The sequence below is a fragment of the uncultured Planktomarina sp. genome, assembly GCA_943788425.1.
Taxonomy (GTDB): Bacteria; Pseudomonadota; Alphaproteobacteria; order Rhodobacterales; family Rhodobacteraceae; genus Planktomarina.
Genome location: CALSQF010000006.1, coordinates 348,416 through 373,742, shown reverse-complemented (window position 1 = coordinate 373,742; position 25,327 = coordinate 348,416). Strand labels below are relative to the sequence as shown.

The window sequence follows — 25,327 nt, the reverse complement described above, 5'->3', positions numbered from 1 at the left end:
GTATAAAAACCTCGAAACACTCAATTTTTAGGATCGCCTGAGCCTGTGACCCAATATTCTCATCAACTGTCTTGGCTAATGCAACTCCGATATCGCTGGCTGTTGCGCTTGGCGGTCTGGTCTAAGCCGAAAGTGGGTTTGATCGCGACGCCCGAGCCTTGGACAACGGGCGATTTTGATCGCGGATCGCTGATTCTCTCAGGAAAAATTGTGTTCACCGGCCATGTGATGGACATTGGCGAGAATTCAATATGGAATCACAAACCGCCCTCCACTCTTTTTGCCGCTGAACTGCATGGGTTTCGATGGCTCGATGACTTGGCCACCTATGGCGATGCTCGCGCCAAGTGCACAGCTCAGGCCTGGGTTTTGGATTGGATTGATGGATTTGGCATGGGGCTTGGGCCCGGCTGGAGCGCAGAGGTCACCGGTCGACGTTTGAACCGTTGGATCAACCATTCAACCTTTTTGCTGCACGGCCTGTCGCAAAACCAGCACGATAAGGTTTTGCGGTCTATGGCCCTGCAAACCAGTTTACTGAGTACATCTTGGCGGCACCTGCCCCCCGGACGCGGGCGATTCGAAGCCCTGGCCGGGCTAATCTGTGCGGCACAATCTTTGGCTGGGATGCAAAGCCACCAGCCCGCCGCGCTGATGGCCTTGGTTAAGGAGTGCCAAGACCAGATAGATGTTCATGGCACGATTGCCTCACGCAATCCTGAAGAACTTTTAGATATTTTCAGTGTGCTGACTTGGGTCAAACAATCACTCGAATTGACGCATGCGCCCATTCCGGAGGCGTTGACGAGCTGCCTTGCACGGGTCGCACCGGTGCTGCGCGGACTGCGTCATGGTGACGGCACTTTAGCGCGTTTTCACGGAGGTGGCCAAGGCAGCGAATATGTCTTGGATCAAGCACTCGCCATCTCGGGAATCCGCGCCAGCACTCTACAGGATTCGGCGATGGGATTTGCCCGCCTCTCATCCGGTGCGACGGCCGTGATCGCCGATGCCGCCGCCCCGCCTCTCGGCCAGGAGCGCTTTACCAGCCACGCATCCACCTGCGCCTTTGAGCTCTCAGTCGGGCGCACGCGCGTCATCGTAAACTGTGGATCAGGCCTGCGATTTGGCAAAGATTGGCACCAAGCCGGCCGCACCACCGCCTCCCATGCAACATTGGCGATTGACGGGCTGTCTTCCTCCAGCTTTGGCCCACCAAAACGCAATGCTGACCGCCCCTTTGCCGAAACACCCCACCTCGTGATGGTGAAAAAAACCCGAGCCGTGGATGGGGTAAGGTTACAGATGAACCACAATGGCTATCAAAAAAGCCACGGGTTGATCCATGCGCGCACGCTTGATCTGCCGGTCGACAGCAAGGGGCTTGTGGGCGAGGATGAGCTTTACGCTCCAGATGAGAGCGACGTGCAGCTTTTGCAAGCGGCGCAGGCTAAATCAGACACGCCGCTGCGGTTTTTTATTCGCTTTCATCTGCACCCAGAGGTGACGCCAAATCTCGACGCTGGTTCAGATTCGATTTCCCTAACTCTTGCAACGGGTGAAATTTGGGTCTTTCGCTGTCAGCCAGGCATTGAATTGACCTTGGATGACAGTGTCTATTTTGAGGATGGCCGCCAATTCCCGCGCCCGTCAAAGCAGATTGTTTTGAACGGTATGATCAAAGAAATCACCACCCGCGTCCGTTGGTCACTGGCCAAAGCCAGCGAAAACCCTCAAAAGGCCTCCTAAGAAGCCAGGCGGTCGGGCGTGGCACATTCGTAGGATAACCAATGACACAGCTTGTAGACCTCAAACGCGCGTTAATCTCCGTATCAGACAAAACTGGGCTGCTCGAACTCGGTCAGGCGCTTGCGGATGGGGGGGTGGAACTGCTGTCAACCGGCGGTTCAGCAAAAGCCTTGCGCGATGCGGGATTGCCTGTGACGGACGTGGCCGATGTGACCGGGTTCCCGGAGATGATGGATGGGCGGGTTAAGACCCTGCATCCAAATGTGCATGGCGGGCTACTGGCCCTGCGGGACAATCCTGAGCACCTGGCTGCAATGCGAAAGCATGGGATCGCAGGGATCGACCTTCTGGTTGTCAATCTTTACCCCTTTGAGGCCACCGTTGCCAAAGGCGCAGATTATAACACGGCGATTGAAAATATTGACATTGGCGGTCCTGCGATGATCCGGGCAGCTGCAAAAAACCATGGGTTTGTATCCGTGGTCACCGATACCGAAGACTATGACGCGCTGCTGCAAGAATTAGATGAGAATGATGGGGCGACCGGGTATGGCTTTCGCCAAAAACTCGCGCTCAATGCCTATGCCCGCACGGCGGCCTATGATACCGCTGTTTCAAATTGGCTCGCCAAGACGTTGGATGCCACCCCCCGGCGGAAAGCTGCTGCGGGCACATTGGCGCAAACGCTGCGTTACGGCGAAAACCCCCATCAATCCGCAGCCTTTTACACCGACGGGCAAGCACGCCCCGGAGTCGCCACTGCGGTGCAACATCAGGGCAAGGAACTCTCCTACAATAATATCAATGACACCGATGCAGCAGTGGAGTTAGTCGCCGAATTTGATCCAAAAAACGGTCCAGCTTGTGTGATCGTTAAACACGCCAACCCCTGCGGGGTCAGCCAAGCTGCCAGCCTTGTGAAAGCTTATCAAGCCGCCTTCCAATGCGATCAAACCAGTGCATTTGGCGGCATCATCGCGCTTAACCAAACTTTGGATGGTCCAACGGCCGCTGAAATTTGTAAAATCTTCACCGAAGTTGTGATTGCACCCAATGCGGACGAAGAGGCCAAACAGATTTTTGCCCAGAAAAAGAACCTGCGATTATTGACCATGGGCGCTTTGCCAGATGTCACCGCCGCCAGCCAAACCATCCGCCAGGTCTCTGGCGGCTATCTGGTGCAGGACAAGGATACGGGCCAAATTTTGCCAAGCGATTTGAAAGTTGTGACCAAACGCGCGCCAACAGCGCTCGAATTGCAAGATCTACTTTTTGCTTGGAAAGTGGCGAAACATGTCAAATCCAACGCCATAGTTTATGTCAAAGACGGTGCAACTGTTGGCATCGGCGCCGGGCAAATGAGCCGGGTCGACAGCACACGCATCGCCGCGCGCAAAGCGCAGGATATGGCGGAGGTTCTTGGGCTTGAGGCGCCTTTGACACAAGGCTCCGTGGTCGCCTCCGATGCTTTCTTTCCCTTCGCAGATGGGTTAATCACAGCCTTTGAGGCCGGCGCCACGGCGCTGATCCAACCAGGCGGCTCGATGCGCGACGGCGAGGTTATCGCCGCCGCAGATGCAGCGGGTCTGGCCATGGTCTTCACTGGCATGAGACACTTTAGGCACTGATATGCAGAGACTCTTACTCATAAGCGCAGCGACCATTTTTACGCTGGACCAGATTACAAAATACCTAGTGGTATTTTATATGAACTTGATTGAGCGCGGAGAAATTAGCGTTTGGCCCGGCTTTATTCACTTTCACATGGCCTGGAACAGCGGCATCAACTTTGGTCTATTTTCCAGTAACGGCCCCGCAACGCGCTGGATCTTGATTGCCATAGCTCTCAGCATTTGCGGCATCGTTGCCTATTGGATGCGCCGCGAAACCCGTCCCATCGCCCTGATGAGCGCGGGTCTGGTGATTGGCGGCGCTTTAGGCAATGCGGTCGATCGCGTCCTATATGGCAGTGTGGCAGATTTTCTCAACATCACATGCTGCGGGCTGCGCAACCCCTTCGCATTTAATGTTGCTGATATTGCTATTTTTGCCGGCCTCTTAGGTATAATGTTTTTCGCCAGTGACACCAAAAGGCCTGACCAATCCAACTAGATTGCTGTATTTTGACCTTCATCGCTAAGGACATAATTGCACAACCAACCGCAGACACGTTCCAAAGGAAGGCTCATGTTCAATAAACTATTTGCCATTTTATGTCTCTTTGTTCCAGTGGAAGCTCTGGCCCAAAGCAAAACCACGGACTTCATGCTCGACAATGGCATGCAAGTCGTGGTGATCGAAGACCACCGCGCGCCAGTGGTTGTGCATATGGTCTGGTACAAAGTTGGATCTTCCGATGAACCACCAGGAAAGTCTGGGATCGCGCATTTTCTTGAGCATCTCATGTTCAAAAAAACTGCAAACCTAGCAGCCGGTGAGCTGGCCGACACGGTTGCAGCGCATGGCGGGTCACACAATGCCTTCACCAGTCTTGATTACACCGGCTACTTCCAAAGGGTAGCTGCGGATCGTTTAGATTTGATGATGCAGATGGAAGCAGATCGTATGACAGGGCTGCAGCTGTCCCCCGACGACATTACCGTTGAGCGCAATGTGGTGATTGAAGAGCGCAACCAGCGCACAGAAAGCGCCCCTGGTGCGTTGTTTAACGAACATTTGCAGGCAGCTTTGTTCCTGAACCACCCCTATGGCGTGCCCATCATTGGCTGGATGCATGAGCTGAAAACCCTCAATTACGACGACGCTATGGCGTTTTACAAACAGCATTACGCCCCTAATAATGCGGTATTGGTGACGGCGGGTGATGTAACCCCTGAAGAGGTTAAAGCCTTGGCGGAGCAATACTACGGCGTGGTGCCGGCCAATCGGGCGGTCACACCACGCGCCCGCAGGCAAGAGCCGCCGCATCGAGCAGCCCGCCGCGTGATTTTTCGCGATGAGCGCGTAGCGCAGCCATTTTTTGCCCGCGCGTATCTCGCACCCGAGCGCAACAGTGGCGATCAACGTACCGCCGCTGCTCTGGTCTATCTCGCAGAAATTTTAGGGGGCTCGGGCGCTACCTCTGTTCTGGGCAAAGCCTTGCAATATGACACACGCCAAGCAATTTACACCAGCGCCCAATATAAACCAACGGCCTTGGACCCTAGCTCTTTTAGTCTGGTGGCCGTGCCTGCACCCGGTGTGCCATTGCAACAAATTGAAGACGCCGTAGATGCCACGATTACAAATTTTTTGACTCATGGAATCGATATTGAGCGCTTTGAGCGGATCAAATCCCAATTTCGTGCCAGCGAGATTTACGCCATGGATAATGTCTCAGGCATTGCCCGGCGCTACGGCGCGGCCCTAACCCAAGGGCTAACGGTTGCAGATGTGCAGGCCTGGCCGCAGATCTTGCAAGGCGTCACCCCAAAAGAGGTCATGGAGATTGCCGAGCGGCTGTTTGATGAAAAAGCCTCTGTGACCGGATGGATGATGGGACCAAGGGAGGAAACAGAATGATGCGCATTTTCATCCTCGGAGCCCTGCTGTGGGCTGGAGCGGTACAGGCTGATGTTTCTGTCAAAACTGTCACAAGCCCGGGAGGCCTTTCTGCTTGGGTCCTGGAAGAACCCGCAATCCCTTTCACCGCTTTGAACATTATGTTTTCGGGCGGCGCGGCTCTTGATCCCCCGGACAAGCGCGGCGCAGCATATATGATGACCGGACTGTTAGACGAGGGCGCGGGAGATTTGGACTCGCAAGCCTTCGCATCGGCAAGAGAAGCGCTATCTGCCTCTTTCAGCTTTGATGTGAGCGATGACACGCTGTCAATCTCGGTGCGCGTTTTAACAGAAAACCGAGCCGAGGCCTTGGCCCTTTTGAAAACCGCGTTAATTAAGCCCCGTTTTGATACAGACGCCGTTGAAAGGGTGCGCCAACAGGTGCTCTCAATTCTGGCCACAAATGCACAAGATCCAACCGACACAGCGCAGCGCGTTTGGGTAGCGCAGGCTTTCGGAGATCACGCCTATGGAGCCTCTTACCAAGGCACAGAAAGCTCCATCACGGCCCTCACTCGCGCAGATTTGCTGGCTGCGCACCAAAACCTTCTGGTGCGGGATGCCGTTTCAATCTCGGCTGTTGGGGATATTACAGCCGAAGAGCTTGGACCCATTCTGGACGATTTGCTCGGCGACTTGCCGGCAGGATCTGCCCTCGAAACGCCGCTTTTGGAGCTGGACATCCCTGCCGGTCTGACCGTGGTTGATATACCCACACCTCAGTCCGTCGCAATTTTTGGACATAAGGGCATTGATCGCACAGATCCTGATTTTTTTGCGGCCTTTACTCTTAACACCATTCTGGGCGGAAATGGCATTGAAAGCCGGCTAACGGCGGAAGTGCGCGAAAAACGTGGACTCACCTACGGAATTTCGACAGTTCTGCTCACCAAAGATCGTGCCAATGTGATGTTGGGACAGGTCGCCAGTGCCAATGACCGAATTGGCGCGGCCATTGAGGTCATTCGTGACGAATGGAGCAAGCTGGCCCGTGACGGGGTCACCGCCGAAGAATTGCAGGCGGCCCAAACCTATCTGACCGGCGCTTACCCCTTGCGGTTCGATGGCAACTCACAGATTGCCCGGATCTTAGTTGGCATGCAGCGCCAAGGTTTAGGGCTGGACTACATCAACACCCGCAACGCAAAAATCAACGCGGTCACCCTGTCTGAAATCAATCGCGTTGCTGCGCGGTTGCTCCAGCCAGAGGCCTTGAATTTTGTTGTGGTGGGACAGCCAACAGGGCTCAAGGAAGATTAGCAGAATCGGATGCGGACATGCTATGGATTGTAGTATGCACAAACCTGACCCCAATATAGGCCAAGGCCAACCCATCATTCGGCAATTGAATGAAGCAGCAATCAATCAAATTGCAGCTGGTGAAGTTGTAGAGCGCCCGGCCTCTGCCATCAAAGAATTGGTGGAAAACGCCATTGATGCCGGCGCCTCACGTATCGACGTGGACTATGCCGACGGTGGCAAGCGGTTGATACAGGTCACCGACAACGGCTGTGGCATTGCGTCCGAAGATCTAGCTTTGGCCATGTCACGCCATGCCACAAGCAAAATCGATGGCTCTGATCTGCTCAATATCCAAAGTTTTGGCTTCAGAGGCGAGGCTCTTCCATCCTTGGGCGCGGTGGGCAAGCTGACGCTGACAAGCCGCACAGCGACAGGCTCCGGCGCAGAATTACAAGTCATGGGTGGCAAGTTAAGCCCGGTACGCCCTACCGCGATGCAGCCGGGAACCCGTGCAACCCTGCGAGATCTGTTTTACGCCACACCAGCCCGCCTCAAATTTCTGCGCTCTGATCGCGCTGAAGCGCAGGCTATTGCCGATGTGGTCAAGCGATTGGCCATGGCAGAACCCGCGATTGCATTCTCGCTGCGCGACACCGTCACTGGCCGGATGGTCTTCCAAGTTCAAGCCGAGCAGGGCGATATGTTCTCGGCGCTCCGAGGGCGCTTGGGGCAGCTCATGGGCCGAGATTTTGTTGACAACGCAATTGCCCTGGATGCGGAACGCGAGGGGGTAAATCTTACAGGTTTTGCGGGCCTTCCGACCTATTCTCGCGGAGCCGCCGTAGCACAGTATCTCTTCGTCAATGGCCGCCCCGTGCGGGACAAATTGCTGCTTGGCGCATTGCGCGGAGCCTATGCAGACTTTCTGTCGCGCGACCGTCACCCGGCGGTGGCGTTATTTGTGGAATGTGAGCCAACACTTGTCGATGTAAATGTCCATCCTGCGAAATCAGAAGTGCGGTTTCGCGAGCCCGCCATGGTCCGAGGCCTCATCGTTTCGGGGCTGCGCCATGCGCTGGCCGAGGCGGGGCACCGCGCCTCTACAACCGTATCCAGTGCAGCTCTCGGCGCCTTTACACCCGAACTAACGGGCCAACCACGGGTCTACCAAATGGATCGCCCGCGCAATGCACCGGGATACTCCGGTCTGGCTGAGACCGCCACCATGTTTGATCCCCAGCCTTCGGCACGGCTTGAAGACGCACCACAGATTGAGGCCCAGCATCGTCCCTTGGGCGCGGCGCGGGCACAGTTGCATGAAAACTACATCCTCTCACAGACCAAAGACGGTTTGGTCATCGTGGATGCTCATGCCGCCCATGAGCGTTTGGTCTATGAAAAACTCAAAACTCAGATGGCACACACCGGCGTAGGCGCACAAGCGTTATTGATTCCAGAAGTCATCAGCCTGTCCGAGGGAGATATGGTCCTATTGATGGAGCAAAACGCGACCTTGTCACAAATGGGTCTGAGCATCGAACCCTTCGGCCAAGGCGCCGTTGCCGTGCAATCCGTACCTGCCCTTTTGGGCCATGTGGATGTGCAGCGGTTGGTTTTGGATATTGTCGATGAGCTGTCGGACGGGGGCACGCAGCAAAGCTTACAAGCGCAGCTAGAGGCGATACTGAGCCGCGTGGCCTGTCATGGCTCGGTACGAACGGGCCGGCGGATGCAAGCCGATGAGATGAATGCACTGTTGCGCGAAATGGAAGCAACCCCGCACTCAGGCCAATGCAACCACGGTCGCCCCACCTATGTCAGTTTGGCGATGAGCGATATTGAAAAATTGTTTGGACGCACATGATAGTCACCCCTGAAATAACCTTGATCTTGATGGCGGCCGCTGGCGGTTTTGCCCTTGTGGTGATGGTTTTATTATTGATGGTGGCCCGCGCAGCGGGGCGCGCGGCACAGGCCACAGCGCCTTTGACAAGTCAAATGGAGTATCTCAACCAAAGAGTGCAGACCATTGGCGACGGGCAGCAACAATTGGCCGGTGGCCTGACCCAAGTTTCAGAGGCGCAAGCCGCGCAACAAAACAATATGCTTAAGTTGATGGAGGCTCGATTGGCGGCGGTTCAGGAGCAAATGACGCTCAACCTGACCACAAATGCCAAGACCACCGCCAATTCATTGGGCGAATTACAACAGCGCCTAGTCACAATCGACAAGGCTCAAGACACTATCCAAAAACTCTCTGGCGACGTACTCAGCCTGCAAGATATTTTGGCCAATAAGCAGACACGCGGCGCCTTTGGCGAAATCCAACTGCAAGAGATCGTCAGCAAAGCGCTGCCGTCGGATGCCTATGCTTGGCAAGCCACCCTACCCAATGGCAAGCGTGCCGATTGCTTGATCCACCTGCCCAATCCACCCGGCCCAATCGTCATAGACAGCAAATTTCCGCTGGAGGCCTATGAGGCCCTGCGCAACGCCACGACCGAGCTTGAAACAAAAGACGCCGTCAAATTTATGCGAACCTCTGTGAAAGCCCATATCAAGGCCATTTCAGAGAAATATATCCTAGAGGGGACAACCGCTGACGGGGCGATCATGTTTTTGCCGTCTGAAGCTGTCTATGCCGAGTTACACTCAAATTTCCCCGAATTGATCCGCGAAGGGTTTGAAGCGCGCGTGTGGATTGTCTCCCCCACCACCTGTATGGCGACATTGAACACGATGCGTGCAATCCTCAAAGATGCGCGGATGCGCGAACAAGCCGGCGCCATTCGCACGGCATTGCGGCAATTGCATCGGGATGTCGAGCTGGTGGTCGATCGGGTAGACAAGCTCAACACCCATTTCAACCAAGCGCGCAAAGATATCGAAGGTATCAGCACAGCGGCAGAGCGCGCCGGTAAGCGCGCTACTAAATTGGACAATTTCGATTTTGAAGAGGTCGAAGCGATTGAACCGGTTGCGCCCCTGCCGAAACTATAGCCGGAAAAGAGATTGCGCCACCCGCGGAATCCATGCGCTAAACCGCAACGGTGCATCGGTGACGGCAAGACAGATACAGTCATGCCCAATCTCAGCCACAGGCTTATGATGCAGATCCTCTCCAGCCACTTCAACATCACCCGCCGCGAAGCGCGCAGTTTCATCGCTGAACGCGCCTTTAAGCACGAGTGTCAATTCCGTGCCGCGGTGCCCATGATCCGGCACAGCTGCACCGGCGGGAATGTAAAGCAACCGCGCTGTCGCAGCATGCGAGGTTTTCAATACTGCCTGCCGCACCCCCAAACCAATGGGCCGCCATTTTACATCGTTCAAACCGCCGCCAATATAGGCGCTCAAGGGATCGGGTAGATCACTGCCAGCCGGCGCTGGCGCCGCAGCTTTTGAACCTTTGGCAATCAACGCCAAAGTCTTGGACAGAGCTGCGGCGCCCAAATCTTCGGTCGGCTGCTCCTGCAATAGCGCCCCACCAATAGAGTCATAGCTTAGCGCAGCCGCCCGGCATTCATCACACATCGACAAGTGCGTGGCGACGACCAAGTTAAAAGCCTCCGGCAATGTGCCTGCGGAATAGCCGATCAAAAGTTGATCTGAAAGGTGATGGGTGATCTTGTTCATTATGTTCATTTCATCGTCTGGCGGAGTTTCGATAAGGCCAATCTAAGGCGCGATTTGATGGTGCCAAGGGGCAGACCGGTTTCAGCTGCAATTTGGCCATGGCTGAGGTCGCCAAAATAGGCTTTTTCAATCAATTCACGCTGCTGGCCAGGCAAAGATTTCATCGCTTGGCTCAGCTGCTCTGATTCTTGTTGCATCACTAAAATATCAGAGGCTTCCGGCTCCGCTTCAGGACCCCAAGTCAGCTCCTCGGGTTCGGGGCGCCGTTGTTTGCGCAATGCGTCAATATTTTTATTGCGGGCGATGGTAAAGATCCAAGTGGACACACTGGCCCGGCTGGGATCAAAAAGATGTGCCTTGTGCCACAGGGTAGCCATAACCTCTTGGGTGCAATCTTCTGCCATGCCTGGCGCCGCGCCTGATTTCATCAAGAAAGCTTTTATTCGCGGCGCAAAATATCCGAAAAGCTCCGCGAAGGCCTGCTGGTCTTGGTCTGTCTGAATACGCTTCAGATGATCAACCCATATATTTTTCGGGATGGTTTTTGTCACGGCGCGAATGCTTGCCTTCTGGTCGTCAAATGCATTTGAATTATATGCAGCATAGGCCACCTGACGATCAGATGCACCCGTTTCTTGCACTATATCCAAATTCATTCTCATGGTATGGTTACGCCGTATCAAACCATTTGGATCAGAAAAAACTTGACCGTTTCAAAAGTAATCCAAACCCGCGCGCCCAGCGTACAGAGTTTAAGTAATTATGAAGGACGTGCCTATGCCATTTGAGAATGCCCCGATGGGCGCGAAACGTATTGCTGTGATTGGTGGCGGCATATCAGGCATGGGAGCCGCTTATGAGTTACGCCATTCACACCAAGTGGTTTTGTTTGAAGTCGCTCCAAAGCTCGGCGGCCACGCGCGGACGGTTATGGCCGGAAAAAACGGCGACTTACCAGTAGATACTGGGTTTTTGGTTTTCAATGACGTGAACTACCCACATTTGATTCGGCTTTTCAAAGAGCTGGACGTGCCAGTGATGGACTCAGACATGAGCTTCGGTGCGTCTATTGACGGTGGCTGGTTGGAATATGGGCTCCTGGCCCCGAAAGCGGTATTTGCCCAGCCACAAAATTTGGTCCGACCGAAATTTTACGGCATGATCCGCGATATCTTAAAGTTCAATAAACGCGCCAATAGTGAATTGATTGATCCTGCGATTACCATCGGTGAGTTGGTCAATAAATGGCAGCTCGGCGATTGGTTCCGCGACTATTACCTTACCCCCTTCACAGGCGCAATTTGGTCCACACCAATCACGCAAATTCTTAATTTTCCTGCGCAGGCGATGATCAATTTCATGAAGAACCACGCTCTTCTCGGCGCCGGTGGACAACATCAATGGCGCACGGTGCGCGGCGGCTCGCGTGAATATGTCAGTCGCCTGCAAAGTGCCTTGGTGGGGGCCAATGTTGACATTCGTCTGTCAAGCCCCGTGGCGCAAGTCCGGCGCAACCCGCTGGGCGTTGAGTTGCTTATGACGGATGGCAGCCTTGAGGCCTTCGATGAGGTGATTTTCGCCACGCATTCCGACATCACGCTATCCATGCTCAGTGATGCGAACCGTCTCGAACATAAAGCTTTGGACGCCGTGAAATATCAGCCCAATGAGATGGTCCTGCATGGAGACTGCTCCATTATGCCCAAACGTCAGGCCGCCTGGGCGTCATGGGTTTATACCGAAGATAAAGATCGTCGATCGAACCGTATTGATCTGACCTACTGGATCAACCGTCTGCAAAGCTTGCCCAAAGATGACCCTTGTTTTGTTACCTTGAACACCCAGCGCAATATTGATTCAGCCCTAATCTATGATCACCACACTTTTCACCATCCAGTTTTCGACACCGCAGCTTTGAAGGCGCAGCAACTTATCAGCGACATCAATGGCGCAAATCATACCTGGTTTTGCGGCGCTTGGATGCGCAATGGTTTTCACGAAGATGGCCTGGCCACAGGCATCGAAGCGGCCCGACGCCTGATGGCGCAAAAAGCGACTATTTTGGCCGCCGCTGAATGACCTGCCTCGACCACATCAAGGCGCATACCTATCACGGGCGCAAAGGGCCAGTTTCCAATGCCTTCCGCTATGCGATAGATTATGTGCTGATTGATTTGGTCGCAGACGTTTCCCGACCAACCCTTTTTTCACGCAATCAGTTTAATCTGATGAGCCTGTTTGACAGCGACCACGGCGGCGCCCCAAAAGCGGGGCGTGGCCTGGCCTGGGCCCACGATGTTTTAAAGGCGCAAAATCTACCGGGCCAAGAGCGAATCTTGCTTTTAGCCCAACCGCGCTCGCTCGGCCACGTGTTCAATCCAGTGAGCTTCTGGCTCTGCATGGATGCGCAAGACACGCTGCGGGTAGTGATTGCCGAGGTCAGCAATACCTTCGGCCAAAGACACAGCTACCTGTGCCACAAAGATGATCTGTCTCCCATCACAGCCAAAGACATCGTGCGCGCACAAAAAATCTTTCATGTCTCGCCGTTTCAACCGATCGAAGGTGATTACAGGTTCCAATTTGATATTCGCGCAGAGCGTATAGGAATTTCGATTGAATATTATCGAGCTGGAGGTGGTCTGATTGCAACTCTGGTCGGACCCCGCCAGCCCCTGTCCAATGCCTCCATCCTGAGTGGTTTTCTGCGGCGCCCCCTCGGGTCTCGCCGGGTTTTGGCATTGATCCATTGGCAGGCGATAAAGCTATGGTTACGCAGGGCGCGGTTTCGCTCCTGCCCAGAGGCCCCACAAAGCGACATAAGCCGATGACCGCCAGCACATCCCGTCCGTCTTTGCCTGCCTTTGCGGTTTTTGCAGGGTTTTTGGCCGCTGCTGGAATTCCCATCTATATCTTTGCGCCCAGCTTCTATGCGCAAAACTATGGTACGGGATTGACGGCCATAGCGGCGGTGCTGTTTTGGTTGCGCCTGCTGGATGCGGTGCAAGATCCCTTATTTGGTTGGATATCTGAACGGCTTGGCCGCGAACGTGGATTTTGGATCGGTTTTTCAGTTTTCATCCTGATCGGATCTTTAATATTGCTTTTTGCCATCCCACCGCGCACCACGCCTTTACTGTGGTTCGCCCTTTCAATGACCGGGCTGTTCAGCGCCTTTAGCTTTCTGACAATTAATTTTTATGCTAAAGGTATTTCGGCGGCCTCTCATCTGCCTGGCGGGCATATGCAACTGGCCGCTTGGCGCGAAACCGGCGGGCTAATTGGTATTTGTTTGGCGGCCGTAGCGCCCGCCCTACTTACGATCTGGACCACCTCACCTATGGTCGGCTTTAGCCTCGGGTTTGCCGGGTGTGGCCTCTTGGCCGCTTGGATGATGAGACATCAATGGGGCGGCACGGCGCCCCGTGAGCCATCCAACTTCGCCCGCATCTGGCGCGATGATCCGGCACGCAGACTGTTGATCTTAGCCTTTGTCAATGCAATGCCAGTGGCCGTCACATCCACGCTATTTTTGTTTTTTGTCACACATCGGCTGCAAGCAGGCGCTTGGGCCGGTGGATTGCTGCTGATCTTCTTCCTCTGCGCCGCTGGCTCCGCCCCACTTTGGGCCAAGGCCGCCCAGCGATTTGGCACGCGCCAAAGCTTGGTCTGCGCCATGGGCCTGGCTATTGTCGTCTTTGCCTTGGCGGCATTTTTGCGCGGCGGGGATGTGGCCTATTTTGCTTTGGTCTGCATTGCCTCGGGCGCCAGCATCGGCGCAGATTTGACACTTCTACCGGCGGTCTTCGCACAACGATTGTCCATCATCGCCCCGAGCGGGGGACAAGGTTTTGGACTTTGGTCTTTGATGAGCAAGTTGACCCTAGCCGCTGCCGCCATAGCTGTGTTCCCAATTCTGGACCGGGCAGGATTCGACGCCACGGCTCCAGAGCAAACCGAGCAGGCCCTTTTGACCCTGACTTTGCTCTACGCGGTTTGCCCGCTCGTATTAAAACTGGTTGCGATTGGCTTGCTAATCAAAACCCCATTGCAGGATGAACAGATATGACCATGACTTTCATCATCTTGGCCACACTCGCTCTGGCGCTTGGCCTGCGCTATGCGACCGGCTTCAGAGCCCAACGCCCGCGGCACTATGTCGCCAGCACGCCTGTGTTCGACATCAGAGAGGTCCTCAAAGGGCCAATGCTCTGTGAAGGGGTGATCTATGGTCCTTTTGGCCGCGTCAGCACTCGCTTTGTCGCTCAGATGTTTGCAGAGTGGCAGGGCAACGAAGGTCGTATGACTGAAGAATTTCACTACGACAGCGGCACCATTCAGCATCGCGAATGGACTTTGAAACTCAGTAAGAATGGCCAAATTCAGGCCACTGCACCAGATTTAATCGGGACAGGCCACGGGCAGCAATCGGGCGCAACTGTGATGCTTTCTTATGAAATTAAACTCAACAAAGAGGCCGGTGGCCATGCACTCAAGGTCACAGATTGGATGTATCTTATGGACAATGGCGCCATCATGAACCGGAGCCAGTTTCGAAAATTTGGCTTCAAAGTTGCAGAACTGGTCGCCACAATGCGACCTCTGCCGGCGGTGTGATCCACGATGAATTATACGGCAAAACGATACTGGCTCATAGGTGCCAGTGAGGGGCTTGGCCGGGCGCTGGCTCATAAGATGAGTACCGCAGGCGCGGAGCTTATCTTATCGGCCCGCTCGGAGACACGTTTGCAGGCCTTGGCCGATGCGCTTCCCGGCCCGGCCGAGGTTTTGCCTTTGGATCTGGCCGATAGCGCGTCTGTCGCAGCCGCCGGAGCGCGGTTGGGGCATGTGGACGGGGTGGTGTTTCTAGCAGGGGTCTATTGGCCCATGCCCGCACAAAAGTGGAATGGCACACAGGCAATGGCCATGGCCGATATCAATTTCACCGGCGCGTTCCGGGTGCTAGATCAAGTGATGGAGTCGTTTCTGGCGCGTGACGCCGGGCATATTGTGCTGACCGGCTCTCTTTCTGGGTTTCGGGGTCTTCCGGGTGCCATTGGATACGGGCCCTCAAAAGCGGGACTTATGGCCTTGGCAGAAAGCCTGCGCGCCGATTTGCACCGCACGGGGATCAAAGTACAACTGGCCAATCCCGGCTTTATTAAAACCCGCCTGACCGATAAAAATACCTTTGCAATGCCCTTTATAATGTCGCCGGAACAAGCCGCCGATCACATGCTGCGCCACATGGAAACTGCGCGATTTCAATACAGCTTTCCGCGCTTATTTTCTGGGGTTTTTCGAGGCAGTCGCTTTCTGCCTGAATGGCTATATTTCAAGATTTTTGGTAAGAGCTGAGGGTTTCAAAAAACCGCGTCTTTGCCCAATATCAATAGTGGAGACCGCTGCATAACGCGCATTTCGCTAAATCTTCCTCGCCCGGTAAGACCTCCGCATAGCAAATAATCACAGCAGATATTTCGAGCCCGGTGGCAAAACCGGGCCGTGCCTGCCTGCCCCCCCGGCAGGCGCAGCCCTACTTTTCCACATCTTTGAATTATGCAATGGTCTTTAGGTGGTGATCAAACTGCGCGCCTGCCTTGCTCCAAACGCCCTGCTCCATATCGTGCAAACCCAGTAAGCTTGGCAAAAGTTGTGCGGCAAAATCCTCCGAGCTTTCACGCGGCAAGAGTGACGGCAAATTATCAATCGCAGTGACATCCAAAATCGGATTGTCATGAACGCGCAAAGCGGGATGCTCCCAGCTTGTGGTGCGGTCATAAACTTTTATGGGAGAAAAGGCACTGCCCGGGTCGCATGCAATGTCGCCAATGACCCGAAGGTTCCGCAGCGCGCTTGCGGCGGACGCCGGTACAAACTCTGGAGCTGACGCGCTGGCAAGGATGCAATTGAGAAAAATATCGTGCGTCAAAATTTCCGGGAATGGTCCACCCTGCGCAGTTTCCGCGATATCCCAGCCGGTCACTTCAGCGCCCATGGCGTGGCAAAAATCACGCGCTCCGCGGCCCACGCGGCCCAGCGCCCCGATAATAATCACCTTTGGGCGCACATCCGTGCTGAGATCTTCGGCGATATATTTTTGCAGGGCCCCTGCAGAAGGAAAGGTCTGCAAAGGAGCGCACAGCGCGCGGCTGCGTGCCGCCGTCCAGCATTTGAGCGCAACGGCCGCCCCGGCATATCCAGCCCAATAGCCGAAGGCTGCGACGCGACGCCCGGTGTCATCGGTGAGATATTCCAAATCATAAAGCCGTCCGCCCCCACGCTTAAACCGCTCCAACAAGCGCACGCCGTCCGGCTGGCCCTTATAGGCATGGCCGAACATGATGTGCCGGTGCACCAGCGGGCTGTCGTCTTCTGGCAACTCTTTCAATCCAAAGATGATCGCATCCTTGGGGGCCGTGCGCCAGGATCCTGTCGCGGCCAAGCTGCACCCAATGTAATCGGCCAGCGCAATAGCCCGAGACGGATCTTCTTCCAAAGTCACCTGAAACCCGGCTTGGACAAGTGCAGTCACACCGCCCGGGGTCACGCCCACGCGTTGCTCATTCGGACGCTCTTCTGCGCGAATCCAAATGTGGGTCATAAAAGACCTTTCTCAGCGACCCTGGCAACCGAGGGACGCGCAGCAACCAACCGTTGCAGCTGTGCCAACTTCGGATAATTTTGGATCTCCACCCCATCGCCGGCCAACCATTGTGTAATTGCAAAAAGATGGGCGTCGGCCGGGGTGAACTGTGCTCCGAATATATAAGGCCCGATGATCACATCCTCCACACAGGCACAGCTTTCGGCCATGGTTTGTGGAACTTTCGCTCTCATATCCTCATAGGAGGTTTCCAGATCAGCCCAGCGATACCCACGCAACTTATGTGCATGATTTAGATGCATGGTTGCGGCAAAATAATAGGATATCTCGCGATGCTTGGCGCATTCAAACGCATCCTTTGGCAGCAGATGCGGGGCGATATATTCCAGCATCGCCGCAGTCTCGGTCAATATGCCGCCCGCGGTGACCAAAGCTGGAACGCGGCCCTTCGGGTTAACCTCCAAATAAGCCTGACTGCGCTGTTCATTGGCCGCAAAATCAATCAAACACAGCTCATAATCGGCCTCTATTTCCTCCAGTACAAGCGCAACAGCGACAGAAATAGTGCCCTTGGTGGCAAAAAGTTTTAGCATAGTCTGTTCCAATTAATATATTAAATCACGGTCCGTGCATAACGGCGGTCGGCGGCATCCAAATGCGGCGTGCCGTTATAGCTTGCCATTTGCGTCGCCCCTTGTGCAATTGAAAATCGATGTATCGAAGAATTGTGAATAGGCAGCATCACCTGCGAAAATCCCTCCGGCCCAAGGGATAAATGCCGGGCAATCGACATACCAATCACGCCGCCAGAGGTGATTACCAAACTGCAGCCACCCAAGTTGGCAAGCTCCGACATCACTTGAGCAAAGCGATCTGCGAAGCTGCGGTAACTCTCATGAGCATTGTCCAACCGGCCAGCATGCCAAGCGGTGAAAAGTCGTGGCACATGCTGGGCAAATTCTTCCGCTGAGTTGGGTAAAGGCTCGCGTGTTTGCGCTTGATATTCTCTGGCCAAATCAAAATAGCGCAGCTCATTCACCCGTGCATCAACCTCGATGCTCTGCGACAGACCTAACCCCGCCGCAGTCTCCTGATGCCGTCGAAGATTTCCGCAAATCACCCGGTCAAATGCACTGTCTTGGGCGCGCAGATAATCGCCCAGCCAAGCAGACTGTTGATGACCTGTAGCGGAAAGCTTGTCATAGCTGTCCTCATCTTTGGCACCGGTATTGGCCTGTCCATGGCGGATCAATATAATTTCACTTTGACTCATAGCACTGAGTTAACTCGCTTTGCCGGTTTTGCCAATCGGGTTGAAATGACGTGCATCAGAAACCCACCTTGGCGTAAATTTGGCTATGCCTGTCGCGTATGGCACCTGTTTTGAGCAAAAAACTGGTCTATCAAGAGAAAGATTCGCAGGAGACGTTCGATGTCAGATACAGTCACATTCACCCTTGATGGCGCAGAGGTGTCGGCCCCTGCTGGACAAACGATTTGGGACGTCACCAAAGGCCAGGGCTTTATCATTCCCCATCTGTGTCACCGCGACGAGCCAGGATACCGATCCGACGGCAATTGCCGCGCCTGTATGGTCGAGGTCGAAGGGGAACGGACGCTGGTGGCCTCCTGCATCCGTCCTGTAGCTGAAGGCATGGTCGTTCATACCCGTTCGGACCGCGCCAAGCAGGCGCGCCGGATGGTTATGGAAATGCTGGTCGCAGATCAACCACAGCAGGAGGTGGCGCATGACAAATCCAGTCACCTTTGGGAGATGGCAGCGGGTCAAGGCGTCCTTGAAAGCCGCTTTCCAAAACTCGAAGAGGGGCGCATCCCTCTGCTGGACGACAGCCATGTAGCGATGTCTGTCAATCTCGATGCCTGTATTCAATGCGGCCTGTGCGTGCGCGCCTGCCGTGAGGTTCAGGTCAATGACGTCATTGGCATGTCGGGCCGGGGGCATGATGCCTATCCGACCTTTGATATGGCGGACCCAATGGGTGAAAGCAGTTGCGTCGCCTGCGGTGAATGTGTGCAGGCCTGCCCCACGGGCGCATTGTTGCCAGCAACGGTCACCGATGAAAACCAAATCGGAGACAGCAAAGATTTTGATCATGAGGTCGAAAGCATCTGCCCTTTCTGCGGTGTGGGTTGTCAGGTCAGCCTCAAGGTCAAAGGGGATCGCATTAAATATGTCGAAGGGATCAACGGGCCCGCGAATGAAGGTCGCCTCTGCGTCAAAGGCCGCTTTGGATTTGACTATATTCACCACGATCATCGCCTGACCAAGCCGCTCATCCGCAAAGAAGATGCGCCGGCCAAGGGCCTCAACGTTGATCCGGGAAATTGGGGCGATGTCTTCCGCGAAGCCAGCTGGGAAGAGGCATTGGATGTCGCCGCAGGCGGTCTGGCCAAGCTCAAACAAGCCTACGGCGGCGCCTCCGTTGCGGGCTTTGGTTCGGCGAAATGTACCAATGAAGAAGCCTATCTGTTCCAAAAACTCATTCGCCAGGGCTTCGGGCACAACAACGTGGATCATTGCACCCGCCTCTGCCACGCCTCCAGCGTCGCAGCTTTGATGGAGAACGTTGGCTCTGGCGCGGTAACCGCGACCTTTAACGAGATTGAAAACGCCGATGTTGCAATTGTCATTGGGGCCAATCCAATCGAAAATCATCCCGTTGCGGCGACCTATTTTAAGCAATTCACCAAACGCGGTGGAAAGCTGATTGTCATGGATCCGCGCGGACAGGCCCTCAAACGCTTTGCCAGCCATATGCTGCAATTCAGGCCCGGGGCGGATGTTAGCATGCTCAACGCCATCATGCATGTGATCGTGGAGGAAGGCCTCTATGATCAGAAATACATCGACAGCTACACGGAAAATTGGGACGCCGAGCGTGCGCATCTGAAAGGCTTCAGCCCTGAGAAAATGGCCGATATCTGCGGCATTGACGCGGAAACACTGCGCGATGTCGCGCGGGTATTTGCCGGCGGCAAGGGGGGGATGATCTTCTGGGGCATGGGGGTATCGCAGCATATCCACGGCACTGACAATTCACGCTGTCTGATTAGCCTGGCGCTCATGACCGGCAATGTGGGTCGGCCCGGCACGGGGCTGCATCCGCTGCGCGGGCAAAACAATGTGCAGGGCGCCTCTGACGCCGGGCTTATCCCGATGTTCCTGCCCGATATGCAAACTGTGGTCAGCGATGACGTCCGCTCCAAATTTGCAGAGGTCTGGGCTCGTGATGGCGGCGTGAATGAGCCGCTGGATCCCAACAAAGGTCTCACCGTCACAGAAATCATGGATGCCGTGCACACGGGCGTTATTCGCGGCATGTATGTGCTGGGTGAAAATCCAGCCATGTCCGATCCTGATGTGGCCCATGCGCGGGATGCTCTGGCCAAGCTGGAGCATCTGGTGGTGCAAGATATTTTCATCACCGAAACCGCCAATTATGCCGATGTAATCCTACCGGCCGCTGCCTTTGCAGAGAAGAGCGGCACAGTCACCAATACAAACCGGCAAGTGCAACTGAGCCGGCCAGCGGTCCCCCCACCCGGTGAGGCGCGCGCGGATTGGTGGATCGAAGTGCAGCTGGCCAAACGGCTCGGGCTCGGCTGGAGCTATACCCACCCCAGTGAGGTTTTCGCTGAGATGAAGCTCACTATGAAATCTTTTGACAATATCAGCTGGGAGCGTCTCGAACGTGAGAATGCGGTGACCTACCCATCGCTCTCCCCGACAGACCCCGGCCAGCCTATCGTCTTTGGAGATGGGTTCCCGCGGCTGGATGGGCGTGCGCGCTTCACTCCGGCAGATTTGATTGCCCCCGATGATGTGCCAGATGCACAGTATCCGATGATCCTGACCACGGGCCGGCAGCTCGAGCATTGGCATACAGGCTCCATGACCCGCCGCTCAAAGGTGCTCGATACAGTGGAGCCAGAGGCCAATTGCTCACTACATCCCTCCACTCTGCGCAAGCTGGGCGTGACGCCGGGCGGCTTGGTCCGCTTAACCACCAAACGCGGCAGCATCGAGATCATGGCCCGCGAGGATCGCGCCGTGGCGCTCGATATGGTGTTTTTGCCCTTCGCCTTTGTGGAGGCGGCGGCCAATTTGCTGACCAATTCCGCAGTGGATCCTTTTGGCAAAATCCCAGAGTTCAAATTCTCCGCGGTGAAGGTGGAAAACCCCAAGGATCAAATCGCCGCTGAATAGCGTCAGATCGACATGCGGAATTTGAGCCTGAGCGCCAAGGCCATGAGAAACAAAAAGAACGGGCTGAGGACCGCGGCGATGGTGCAGAGAAAATGCAACGCAGGCGGCGCGGCGCATATCGCTTTAAGGGTTTGCTCTTCGACATAGGCATGACCGCTGATAAACTGCAACATTCGCCCGCCCGTGTGGTAAAGAACATCCCAGGTCGTGATCGCCGGCTCATGTGCGGCCCATCCGCGCCAGGCAAAAAAGGTGATGCACCAAAGGTACGGCAGCGCGAGAGCCAGCCGGCCAACCGAGGTGCCATGATTGCAAATCCAGCCGTAGGCTTTGCGCAAGGGCCGTTCAAAAGATGGCTCTGCCATCTCCGCGCGGCAAGCCAGCTCCCGCCAGATCATCTCTTTACGCAGCTACAGCTGCCCGATTTTTTCGGCTTGGGTGCGGATGTATTCGTAGGCGGTGATATGGTTCAGCAAAGCGCCTTCGACACTGCCTTAAGTTTTTTTTGGACCATTTCTTTTTGGAATTTCTGGCCAAATCACACCATGAAATTTACAGGCCGGATGAAAATTTCGACCGTGGAAGCTAGGGAACTTGTTTCAAATAGCGCATACCTAAAATTTGATGCAAGATGATCGTCAGGCCGCTGGCAATAAAAATTAACCGGTCAACTAAATTTGACGCTATTGAATATAGCAGCAACGCGGAATTAAGCTTGTTCGAAATTGGCTGCATCCAAAAATTTAGAACCCGAAAATGAGGCCCCATTCAAAATTTGCATTATAAAAACCAACGCCGCGCTCGAAACAACAATTTTCAAACCTGATTGTGCTCAAAAAAAACGCGCCCTTGAAATCAAACGCCTCGCTAAACCTGTGGTTGTCGATCGTTATCGCCGGCCCCATATCCCCGAAATCGGTATCTATCGGAAACAATTTTTTCGCATCTGCGAGGTCATCGTCAAGCAATGGCCGTGCGCGCCTATATTCCACACTGTCAGCCCCCAACCGTTTCATAACTTCTAAGCGCTGTTCCTCTGTTAGGTTCAAGGGCTCCAAGAGCTTCAATCTTTCTACACCCAAATACTTCATAAACCCATTCCAACGGTAGGATGGGCACGATGATTCTTGCGTCCAGAGGATCAGCTTCACCCAAGGGTCGTTGTTCTCCTCTGCTAAAATCTGGTCAGGTTTGCTATCGCTCATCGGTTCAAATCACTTTGTTATCAAATATCGCCGCCCAAATGTGTCGGCCGGGTCGAGCCTGCAAAATATTTTGACAAATGACAATATATCAGAGACTTGCCCATAGGCTGCGCGGGGCAAACGCTCTTGAACTCCGCCGCACAATGACCCAGCATAGGCTATGATTACCCGCTCCCATATCAAGGACGATGCGCCCAGCGTCGCGGTCTATTCCGACTGCGAACGGTATCGCTATGCTCTGACCCGCGTTTGGGATCCGCAGGGACGGCGGTTGAGCTTTGTCATGCTCAACCCCTCCACCGCCACCGAGGTGCAAAACGACCCCACGGTTGAGCGCTGCGAGCGGCGGGTGCGGGGCTTGGGGTTTGGCGGGTTTCGCGTGACCAATATCTTTGCCTGGCGCGACACCGACCCGCGTAAGATGCGCACCGCCCTTGATCCCATCGGCCCCGAGAATGACGCGGCGATTCTTGAGGCCTGCCAGTGGGGCGATCAGGTGATTGCTGCCTGGGGCACCCATGGCGCGCATTTGAACCGCGGACCTCAGGTCGAGGCACTTTTGCGCGCGTCGGGCCGTTCGGTGTTGCATTTGGGCCTGTCAAAGGCCGGGCATCCTAAACATCCGCTTTATATCGCCTATTCTCAGCAGCCCGAGGTTTGGACATGATTGAAGGTTTCACAAAGACAGTCATCCGCTGCAACGGCGTGGATCTCGCTGTCCATCGCGCCGGGCAGGGAGCGCCCCTGCTGTTGATCCACGGTTTTCCGCAAAACCACATGTGTTGGGAAACTGTGGCGCCGCAATTGGCGCAGCGGCATGATGTGATTATTCCCGATTTGCGCGGCTATGGCGAAAGCGACGCGCCTGCGAATGATCCAGACAACACTACCTATTCCAAGCGCAATATGGCACAGGATATGGCCGACCTTCTCACCGCGTTGAATATTTCTCGCGCAGATATCCTAGGCCATGACCGCGGCGCGCGGGTCGCCTATCGTTTTGCGCTGGATCATCCAGAGCGGCTGGGCAAGCTGGGCATCATTGAAATTGTGCCAACAGCCGATTTCTGGGCCAGCTGGACTGCAGATCTTGCAATGGCCGCCTATCATTGGACGTTTCTGGCCCAACCGTCACCCTTGCCCGAACGGATGATCGGGGCGGATCCTGTCGCTTATGTGGATTGGACTTTGGCGCAATGGACGCTGAGCAATAGTCTTGCGGCCTTTTCCCCCGCAGCCCTGGACAGTTACCGCGCGCAGGCCCTGGACCCCGCACGGGTTCATGCCATGTGTGCAGATTATCGCGCCGGAGCCAGTTTTGATCGTAGATTGGATGAGGCGGATAAGGCCGCCAGAAAACAGATCACCGCACCGCTACGCTTGCTCTATGGCGCTCATGGATTCCCTGCCAAAAGTGGCAATGCAGCAGAGATCTGGCGCAGCTGGGCCCCTGCGGTGGAGGCCAGCGTCTGCGAGTCTGGGCATTTCGTCATGGAGGAAAATCCTCAGGCTGTTCTTGCAACTTTCGCACCCTTCTTTGCGCCCTAGAGAATCCCCTTCCCTTTCGCGAAAAACTTCCCTATACGCAGCCATCGCTCAGATTCCTTGTGACGTTTGTAGCGGTGCCTCCACGGGCCTTGCTGGACGACATCCCGGCCTGCGCCATAAACCTTAACCTTAAAAGGAGACCCCGATGTCGATTACCGCTGAAGAAAAAGCACGGCTCATGAAAGAATTCGCCATCAAAGAGGGCGATACAGGTTCCCCTGAAGTTCAGGTTGCAATCTTGTCGTCGCGCATCGCAACTTTGACTGAGCACTTTAAAACCCATAAAAAAGACAACCACGGGCGCCGCGGTTTGCTGAAAATGGTGGCCACACGTCGTAAGCTTCTGGATTATGCTCGAGGCAAAGACGAAGCTCGTTACCAAGATTTGATCAAACGTTTGGGCCTGCGCCGCTAAGGATCTGTCCAATCCAAGATTTTGAAACCGCATCCTTCTGGATGCGGTTTTTTGCGTTTGGGGGCCGCCGTCTAAATTTGGGCTAGACAATTGGCTCTATCTACTGGACAGATTTTTTATGCAATTTTCCAATCCCTCAAACCGGTTCGCCTCCCTCGCTGTGTTGATCGCAGCAGGAATTTGGGGGCTATATTGGATTCCGCTGCGCTACCTTGCAGGGATGGGCGTGCGCGAAGACTGGGCCGTTGCCTTGATCAATATTCCAGCTGCTTTTGTCGCACTGGCACTGTTTCTATGGCAATTCCGCAGCCAGCTGGCGCATGTGCGCCGCGGGGCTTTGATTGGCATATTTATGGGGTTAACCGTAGCGCTGTTCACCATCGGTCTTGTGCTGTCTTCAGTGGTGCGTGTGACGTTACTGTTTTACCTCGCGCCAATTTGGTCGACGCTGATTGGCAGCTATTGGCTGCAAGAAGAAGTCACCCGCGGCCGCTGGATCGCCATTGCAATTGGCTTGCTCGGCCTTGGGTTTTTGGTGTCCCAAGGCGGCGGGCAAGTCCCTCTTAACATCGGGGATGCTTTAGGGTTCCTCTCGGGCATTACCTGGGCTGTGGGCGGGGCGATGATCAAACGTTATGGCGAGGTTCCCATGCCGACGTTGCTGCTGTTTCAGTTCTGCCTCGCCTCTTTATTTGCACTATTGTTCGGGGCTCTATGGGGCCAAACCTCAGCTCCAAGCCTGGCGCTTTTGCAACAGGTCGCAGCCGCCTCAACTGTGATTTCTATTGGGATCATTCTACCATCGATATTAATTATCTTCTGGGCACAAAAATTTCTCTTTCCCGGTCGTGTTGCCCTCTTGATGATGAGCGAAGTCATTGTCGCCACCTTCACTGCCAGCTTGATGCTGCCTGAAGAGGCCATGGGGATGCTGGAATGGATCGGGGCTTGCCTGATTATTGGGGCCTGCGTGGTAGAGATCTTTGAAGCACCAGCGGCCCAAGGCGCTCCAACCTAAGCTGCGTCCAACGCCGCAAAATCACGCCCCCCCTTCCCCCGACGCAAATATTACTATAAGTGCGCGCTATCTGAAACGCGGCGCCCGGACTCCAGCGCCCGAAAACAAGATATCGG

General features: G+C 54.9%; 23 protein-coding genes. 17 read left to right on the top strand and 6 right to left on the bottom strand.

Translation table 11 applies throughout. The features are described 5' to 3' along the window. The first annotated feature begins 45 nt into the window (after positions 1-45). The 7 genes from ABLW18_RS07535 to rmuC all read left to right on the top strand — a co-directional run bounded on the left by ABLW18_RS07535 (position 46) and on the right by rmuC (position 9,554). Positions 46-1,749 carry a heparinase II/III family protein gene (locus ABLW18_RS07535; RefSeq protein WP_347824212.1) on the top strand — a complete coding sequence of 568 codons (1,704 nt, stop codon included), beginning with the start codon at positions 46-48 and terminating at the stop codon, positions 1,747-1,749. Positions 1,750-1,790: 41 nt separating this feature from the next. Further along, complete coding sequence (gene purH, locus ABLW18_RS07530; protein WP_347824211.1) at positions 1,791-3,377, top strand: bifunctional phosphoribosylaminoimidazolecarboxamide formyltransferase/IMP cyclohydrolase; 1,587 nt, start codon at positions 1,791-1,793, stop codon at positions 3,375-3,377. A 1-nt stretch (position 3,378) separates the two neighbouring features. Next, entirely contained in the window at positions 3,379-3,861 is a 483-nt protein-coding gene (gene lspA, locus ABLW18_RS07525) for a signal peptidase II (RefSeq protein WP_347824210.1), read from the top strand. Between the two features lie 75 nt (positions 3,862-3,936). Continuing rightward, positions 3,937-5,271, top strand: coding sequence for a pitrilysin family protein (locus tag ABLW18_RS07520; RefSeq protein ID WP_347824209.1), 1,335 nt, complete (start codon positions 3,937-3,939; stop codon positions 5,269-5,271). Beyond that, entirely contained in the window at positions 5,268-6,572 is a 1,305-nt protein-coding gene (locus ABLW18_RS07515; RefSeq protein WP_347824208.1) for a pitrilysin family protein, read from the top strand. Before ABLW18_RS07520 ends, ABLW18_RS07515 begins: the two co-directional genes overlap by 4 nt. A gap of 34 nt (positions 6,573-6,606) precedes the next feature. Further along, positions 6,607-8,418 (top strand): DNA mismatch repair endonuclease MutL, encoded by a 1,812-nt coding sequence (gene mutL, locus ABLW18_RS07510; protein ID WP_347824207.1) that lies wholly within the window; start codon positions 6,607-6,609, stop codon positions 8,416-8,418. Then, entirely contained in the window at positions 8,415-9,554 is a 1,140-nt protein-coding gene (rmuC, locus tag ABLW18_RS07505) for a DNA recombination protein RmuC (RefSeq protein WP_347824206.1), read from the top strand. Before mutL ends, rmuC begins: the two co-directional genes overlap by 4 nt. Here the strand turns inward: rmuC and ABLW18_RS07500 are convergent. Next, positions 9,549-10,199, bottom strand: coding sequence for a ChrR family anti-sigma-E factor (locus tag ABLW18_RS07500; RefSeq protein WP_347824205.1), 651 nt, complete (start codon positions 10,197-10,199; stop codon positions 9,549-9,551). The two genes, rmuC and ABLW18_RS07500, sit on opposite strands and share 6 nt — an antisense overlap. Beyond that, on the bottom strand, positions 10,196-10,846 hold the full coding sequence (locus ABLW18_RS07495) for a sigma-70 family RNA polymerase sigma factor (RefSeq protein ID WP_347824204.1): 651 nt from the start codon (positions 10,844-10,846) through the stop codon (positions 10,196-10,198). The genes ABLW18_RS07500 and ABLW18_RS07495 overlap by 4 nt, the downstream gene beginning before the upstream one ends. Positions 10,847-10,967: 121 nt before the next feature. Here ABLW18_RS07495 and ABLW18_RS07490 point away from each other — a divergent pair, with 121 nt between their 5' ends. Genes ABLW18_RS07490 through ABLW18_RS07470 form a run of 5 tightly spaced genes read left to right on the top strand, consistent with a single transcriptional unit; the run spans position 10,968 to position 15,548 of the window. Next, positions 10,968-12,269, top strand: coding sequence for an FAD-dependent oxidoreductase (locus tag ABLW18_RS07490; protein WP_347824203.1), 1,302 nt, complete (start codon positions 10,968-10,970; stop codon positions 12,267-12,269). Further along, a complete protein-coding gene (locus ABLW18_RS07485) occupies positions 12,266-13,021 on the top strand; it encodes a DUF1365 domain-containing protein (protein ID WP_347824202.1) in 756 nt (251 codons plus the stop codon). Before ABLW18_RS07490 ends, ABLW18_RS07485 begins: the two co-directional genes overlap by 4 nt. Next, entirely contained in the window at positions 13,018-14,259 is a 1,242-nt protein-coding gene (locus ABLW18_RS07480; RefSeq protein ID WP_347824201.1) for an MFS transporter, read from the top strand. Before ABLW18_RS07485 ends, ABLW18_RS07480 begins: the two co-directional genes overlap by 4 nt. A 2-nt stretch (positions 14,260-14,261) precedes the next feature. Beyond that, positions 14,262-14,807: a DUF3833 family protein gene (locus ABLW18_RS07475; RefSeq protein WP_347824365.1), complete on the top strand. Its 546-nt coding sequence runs from the start codon at positions 14,262-14,264 to the stop codon at positions 14,805-14,807. A 6-nt stretch (positions 14,808-14,813) separates the two neighbouring features. Further along, on the top strand, positions 14,814-15,548 hold the full coding sequence (locus ABLW18_RS07470; RefSeq protein ID WP_347824200.1) for an SDR family NAD(P)-dependent oxidoreductase: 735 nt from the start codon (positions 14,814-14,816) through the stop codon (positions 15,546-15,548). A 199-nt stretch (positions 15,549-15,747) separates the two neighbouring features. Here the strand turns inward: ABLW18_RS07470 and ABLW18_RS07465 are convergent, their stop codons facing one another. From ABLW18_RS07465 to ABLW18_RS07455, 3 genes are read right to left on the bottom strand one after another with little or no spacing between them, the layout of a single operon-like run. Further along, a complete protein-coding gene (locus ABLW18_RS07465; RefSeq protein ID WP_347824199.1) occupies positions 15,748-16,794 on the bottom strand; it encodes a saccharopine dehydrogenase in 1,047 nt (348 codons plus the stop codon). Continuing rightward, a complete protein-coding gene (locus ABLW18_RS07460; RefSeq protein ID WP_347824198.1) occupies positions 16,791-17,390 on the bottom strand; it encodes a glutathione S-transferase family protein in 600 nt (199 codons plus the stop codon). The genes ABLW18_RS07465 and ABLW18_RS07460 overlap by 4 nt, the downstream gene beginning before the upstream one ends. Before the next feature lie 20 nt (positions 17,391-17,410). After that, the gene (locus ABLW18_RS07455) at positions 17,411-18,070 is read right to left on the bottom strand and encodes a histidine phosphatase family protein (RefSeq protein ID WP_347824197.1); all 660 of its coding nucleotides are present in this window, start codon (positions 18,068-18,070) and stop codon (positions 17,411-17,413) included. Positions 18,071-18,229: 159 nt separating this feature from the next. Between ABLW18_RS07455 and fdhF the strand changes: the two genes are divergently transcribed. Continuing rightward, positions 18,230-21,025 (top strand): formate dehydrogenase subunit alpha, encoded by a 2,796-nt coding sequence (gene fdhF, locus ABLW18_RS07450; RefSeq protein ID WP_347824196.1) that lies wholly within the window; start codon positions 18,230-18,232, stop codon positions 21,023-21,025. Positions 21,026-21,027: 2 nt separating this feature from the next. Here fdhF and ABLW18_RS07445 read toward each other — a convergent pair whose 3' ends face one another. Next, entirely contained in the window at positions 21,028-21,423 is a 396-nt protein-coding gene (locus tag ABLW18_RS07445; RefSeq protein ID WP_347824195.1) for a hypothetical protein, read from the bottom strand. Between the two features lie 967 nt (positions 21,424-22,390). On the opposite strand from ABLW18_RS07445, the gene ABLW18_RS07440 reads away from it, so the two are divergent. The 4 genes from ABLW18_RS07440 (at position 22,391) to ABLW18_RS07425 (ending at position 25,211) form a co-directional block, all read left to right on the top strand. After that, complete coding sequence (locus tag ABLW18_RS07440) at positions 22,391-22,897, top strand: DUF1643 domain-containing protein (RefSeq protein WP_347824194.1); 507 nt, start codon at positions 22,391-22,393, stop codon at positions 22,895-22,897. Next, a complete protein-coding gene (locus tag ABLW18_RS07435) occupies positions 22,894-23,778 on the top strand; it encodes an alpha/beta hydrolase (RefSeq protein WP_347824193.1) in 885 nt (294 codons plus the stop codon). Before ABLW18_RS07440 ends, ABLW18_RS07435 begins: the two co-directional genes overlap by 4 nt. Positions 23,779-23,923: 145 nt before the next feature. Beyond that, positions 23,924-24,193, top strand: a complete 270-nt coding sequence (gene rpsO / locus ABLW18_RS07430; RefSeq protein WP_347824192.1) for a 30S ribosomal protein S15 — start codon at positions 23,924-23,926, stop codon at positions 24,191-24,193. A 118-nt stretch (positions 24,194-24,311) separates the two neighbouring features. After that, positions 24,312-25,211: a DMT family transporter gene (locus tag ABLW18_RS07425; protein ID WP_347824191.1), complete on the top strand. Its 900-nt coding sequence runs from the start codon at positions 24,312-24,314 to the stop codon at positions 25,209-25,211. Positions 25,212-25,327 lie beyond the last annotated feature (116 nt).

Coding starts and splice junctions, on each gene's coding strand:
- purH (WP_347824211.1), top strand. CDS start 1,791: ATGACACAGCTTGTAGACCTCAAACGCGCGTTAATCTCCGTATCAGAC.
- lspA (WP_347824210.1), top strand. CDS start 3,379: ATGCAGAGACTCTTACTCATAAGCGCAGCGACCATTTTTACGCTGGAC.
- ABLW18_RS07520 (WP_347824209.1), top strand. CDS start 3,937: ATGTTCAATAAACTATTTGCCATTTTATGTCTCTTTGTTCCAGTGGAA.
- ABLW18_RS07515 (WP_347824208.1), top strand. CDS start 5,268: ATGATGCGCATTTTCATCCTCGGAGCCCTGCTGTGGGCTGGAGCGGTA.
- mutL (WP_347824207.1), top strand. CDS start 6,607: ATGCACAAACCTGACCCCAATATAGGCCAAGGCCAACCCATCATTCGG.
- rmuC (WP_347824206.1), top strand. CDS start 8,415: ATGATAGTCACCCCTGAAATAACCTTGATCTTGATGGCGGCCGCTGGC.
- ABLW18_RS07500 (WP_347824205.1), bottom strand. CDS start 10,199: ATGAACATAATGAACAAGATCACCCATCACCTTTCAGATCAACTTTTG.
- ABLW18_RS07495 (WP_347824204.1), bottom strand. CDS start 10,846: ATGAATTTGGATATAGTGCAAGAAACGGGTGCATCTGATCGTCAGGTG.
- ABLW18_RS07490 (WP_347824203.1), top strand. CDS start 10,968: ATGCCATTTGAGAATGCCCCGATGGGCGCGAAACGTATTGCTGTGATT.
- ABLW18_RS07485 (WP_347824202.1), top strand. CDS start 12,266: ATGACCTGCCTCGACCACATCAAGGCGCATACCTATCACGGGCGCAAA.
- ABLW18_RS07480 (WP_347824201.1), top strand. CDS start 13,018: ATGACCGCCAGCACATCCCGTCCGTCTTTGCCTGCCTTTGCGGTTTTT.
- ABLW18_RS07475 (WP_347824365.1), top strand. CDS start 14,262: ATGACTTTCATCATCTTGGCCACACTCGCTCTGGCGCTTGGCCTGCGC.
- ABLW18_RS07470 (WP_347824200.1), top strand. CDS start 14,814: ATGAATTATACGGCAAAACGATACTGGCTCATAGGTGCCAGTGAGGGG.
- ABLW18_RS07465 (WP_347824199.1), bottom strand. CDS start 16,794: ATGACCCACATTTGGATTCGCGCAGAAGAGCGTCCGAATGAGCAACGC.
- ABLW18_RS07460 (WP_347824198.1), bottom strand. CDS start 17,390: ATGCTAAAACTTTTTGCCACCAAGGGCACTATTTCTGTCGCTGTTGCG.
- ABLW18_RS07455 (WP_347824197.1), bottom strand. CDS start 18,070: ATGAGTCAAAGTGAAATTATATTGATCCGCCATGGACAGGCCAATACC.
- fdhF (WP_347824196.1), top strand. CDS start 18,230: ATGTCAGATACAGTCACATTCACCCTTGATGGCGCAGAGGTGTCGGCC.
- ABLW18_RS07445 (WP_347824195.1), bottom strand. CDS start 21,423: ATGATCTGGCGGGAGCTGGCTTGCCGCGCGGAGATGGCAGAGCCATCT.
- ABLW18_RS07440 (WP_347824194.1), top strand. CDS start 22,391: ATGATTACCCGCTCCCATATCAAGGACGATGCGCCCAGCGTCGCGGTC.
- ABLW18_RS07435 (WP_347824193.1), top strand. CDS start 22,894: ATGATTGAAGGTTTCACAAAGACAGTCATCCGCTGCAACGGCGTGGAT.
- rpsO (WP_347824192.1), top strand. CDS start 23,924: ATGTCGATTACCGCTGAAGAAAAAGCACGGCTCATGAAAGAATTCGCC.
- ABLW18_RS07425 (WP_347824191.1), top strand. CDS start 24,312: ATGCAATTTTCCAATCCCTCAAACCGGTTCGCCTCCCTCGCTGTGTTG.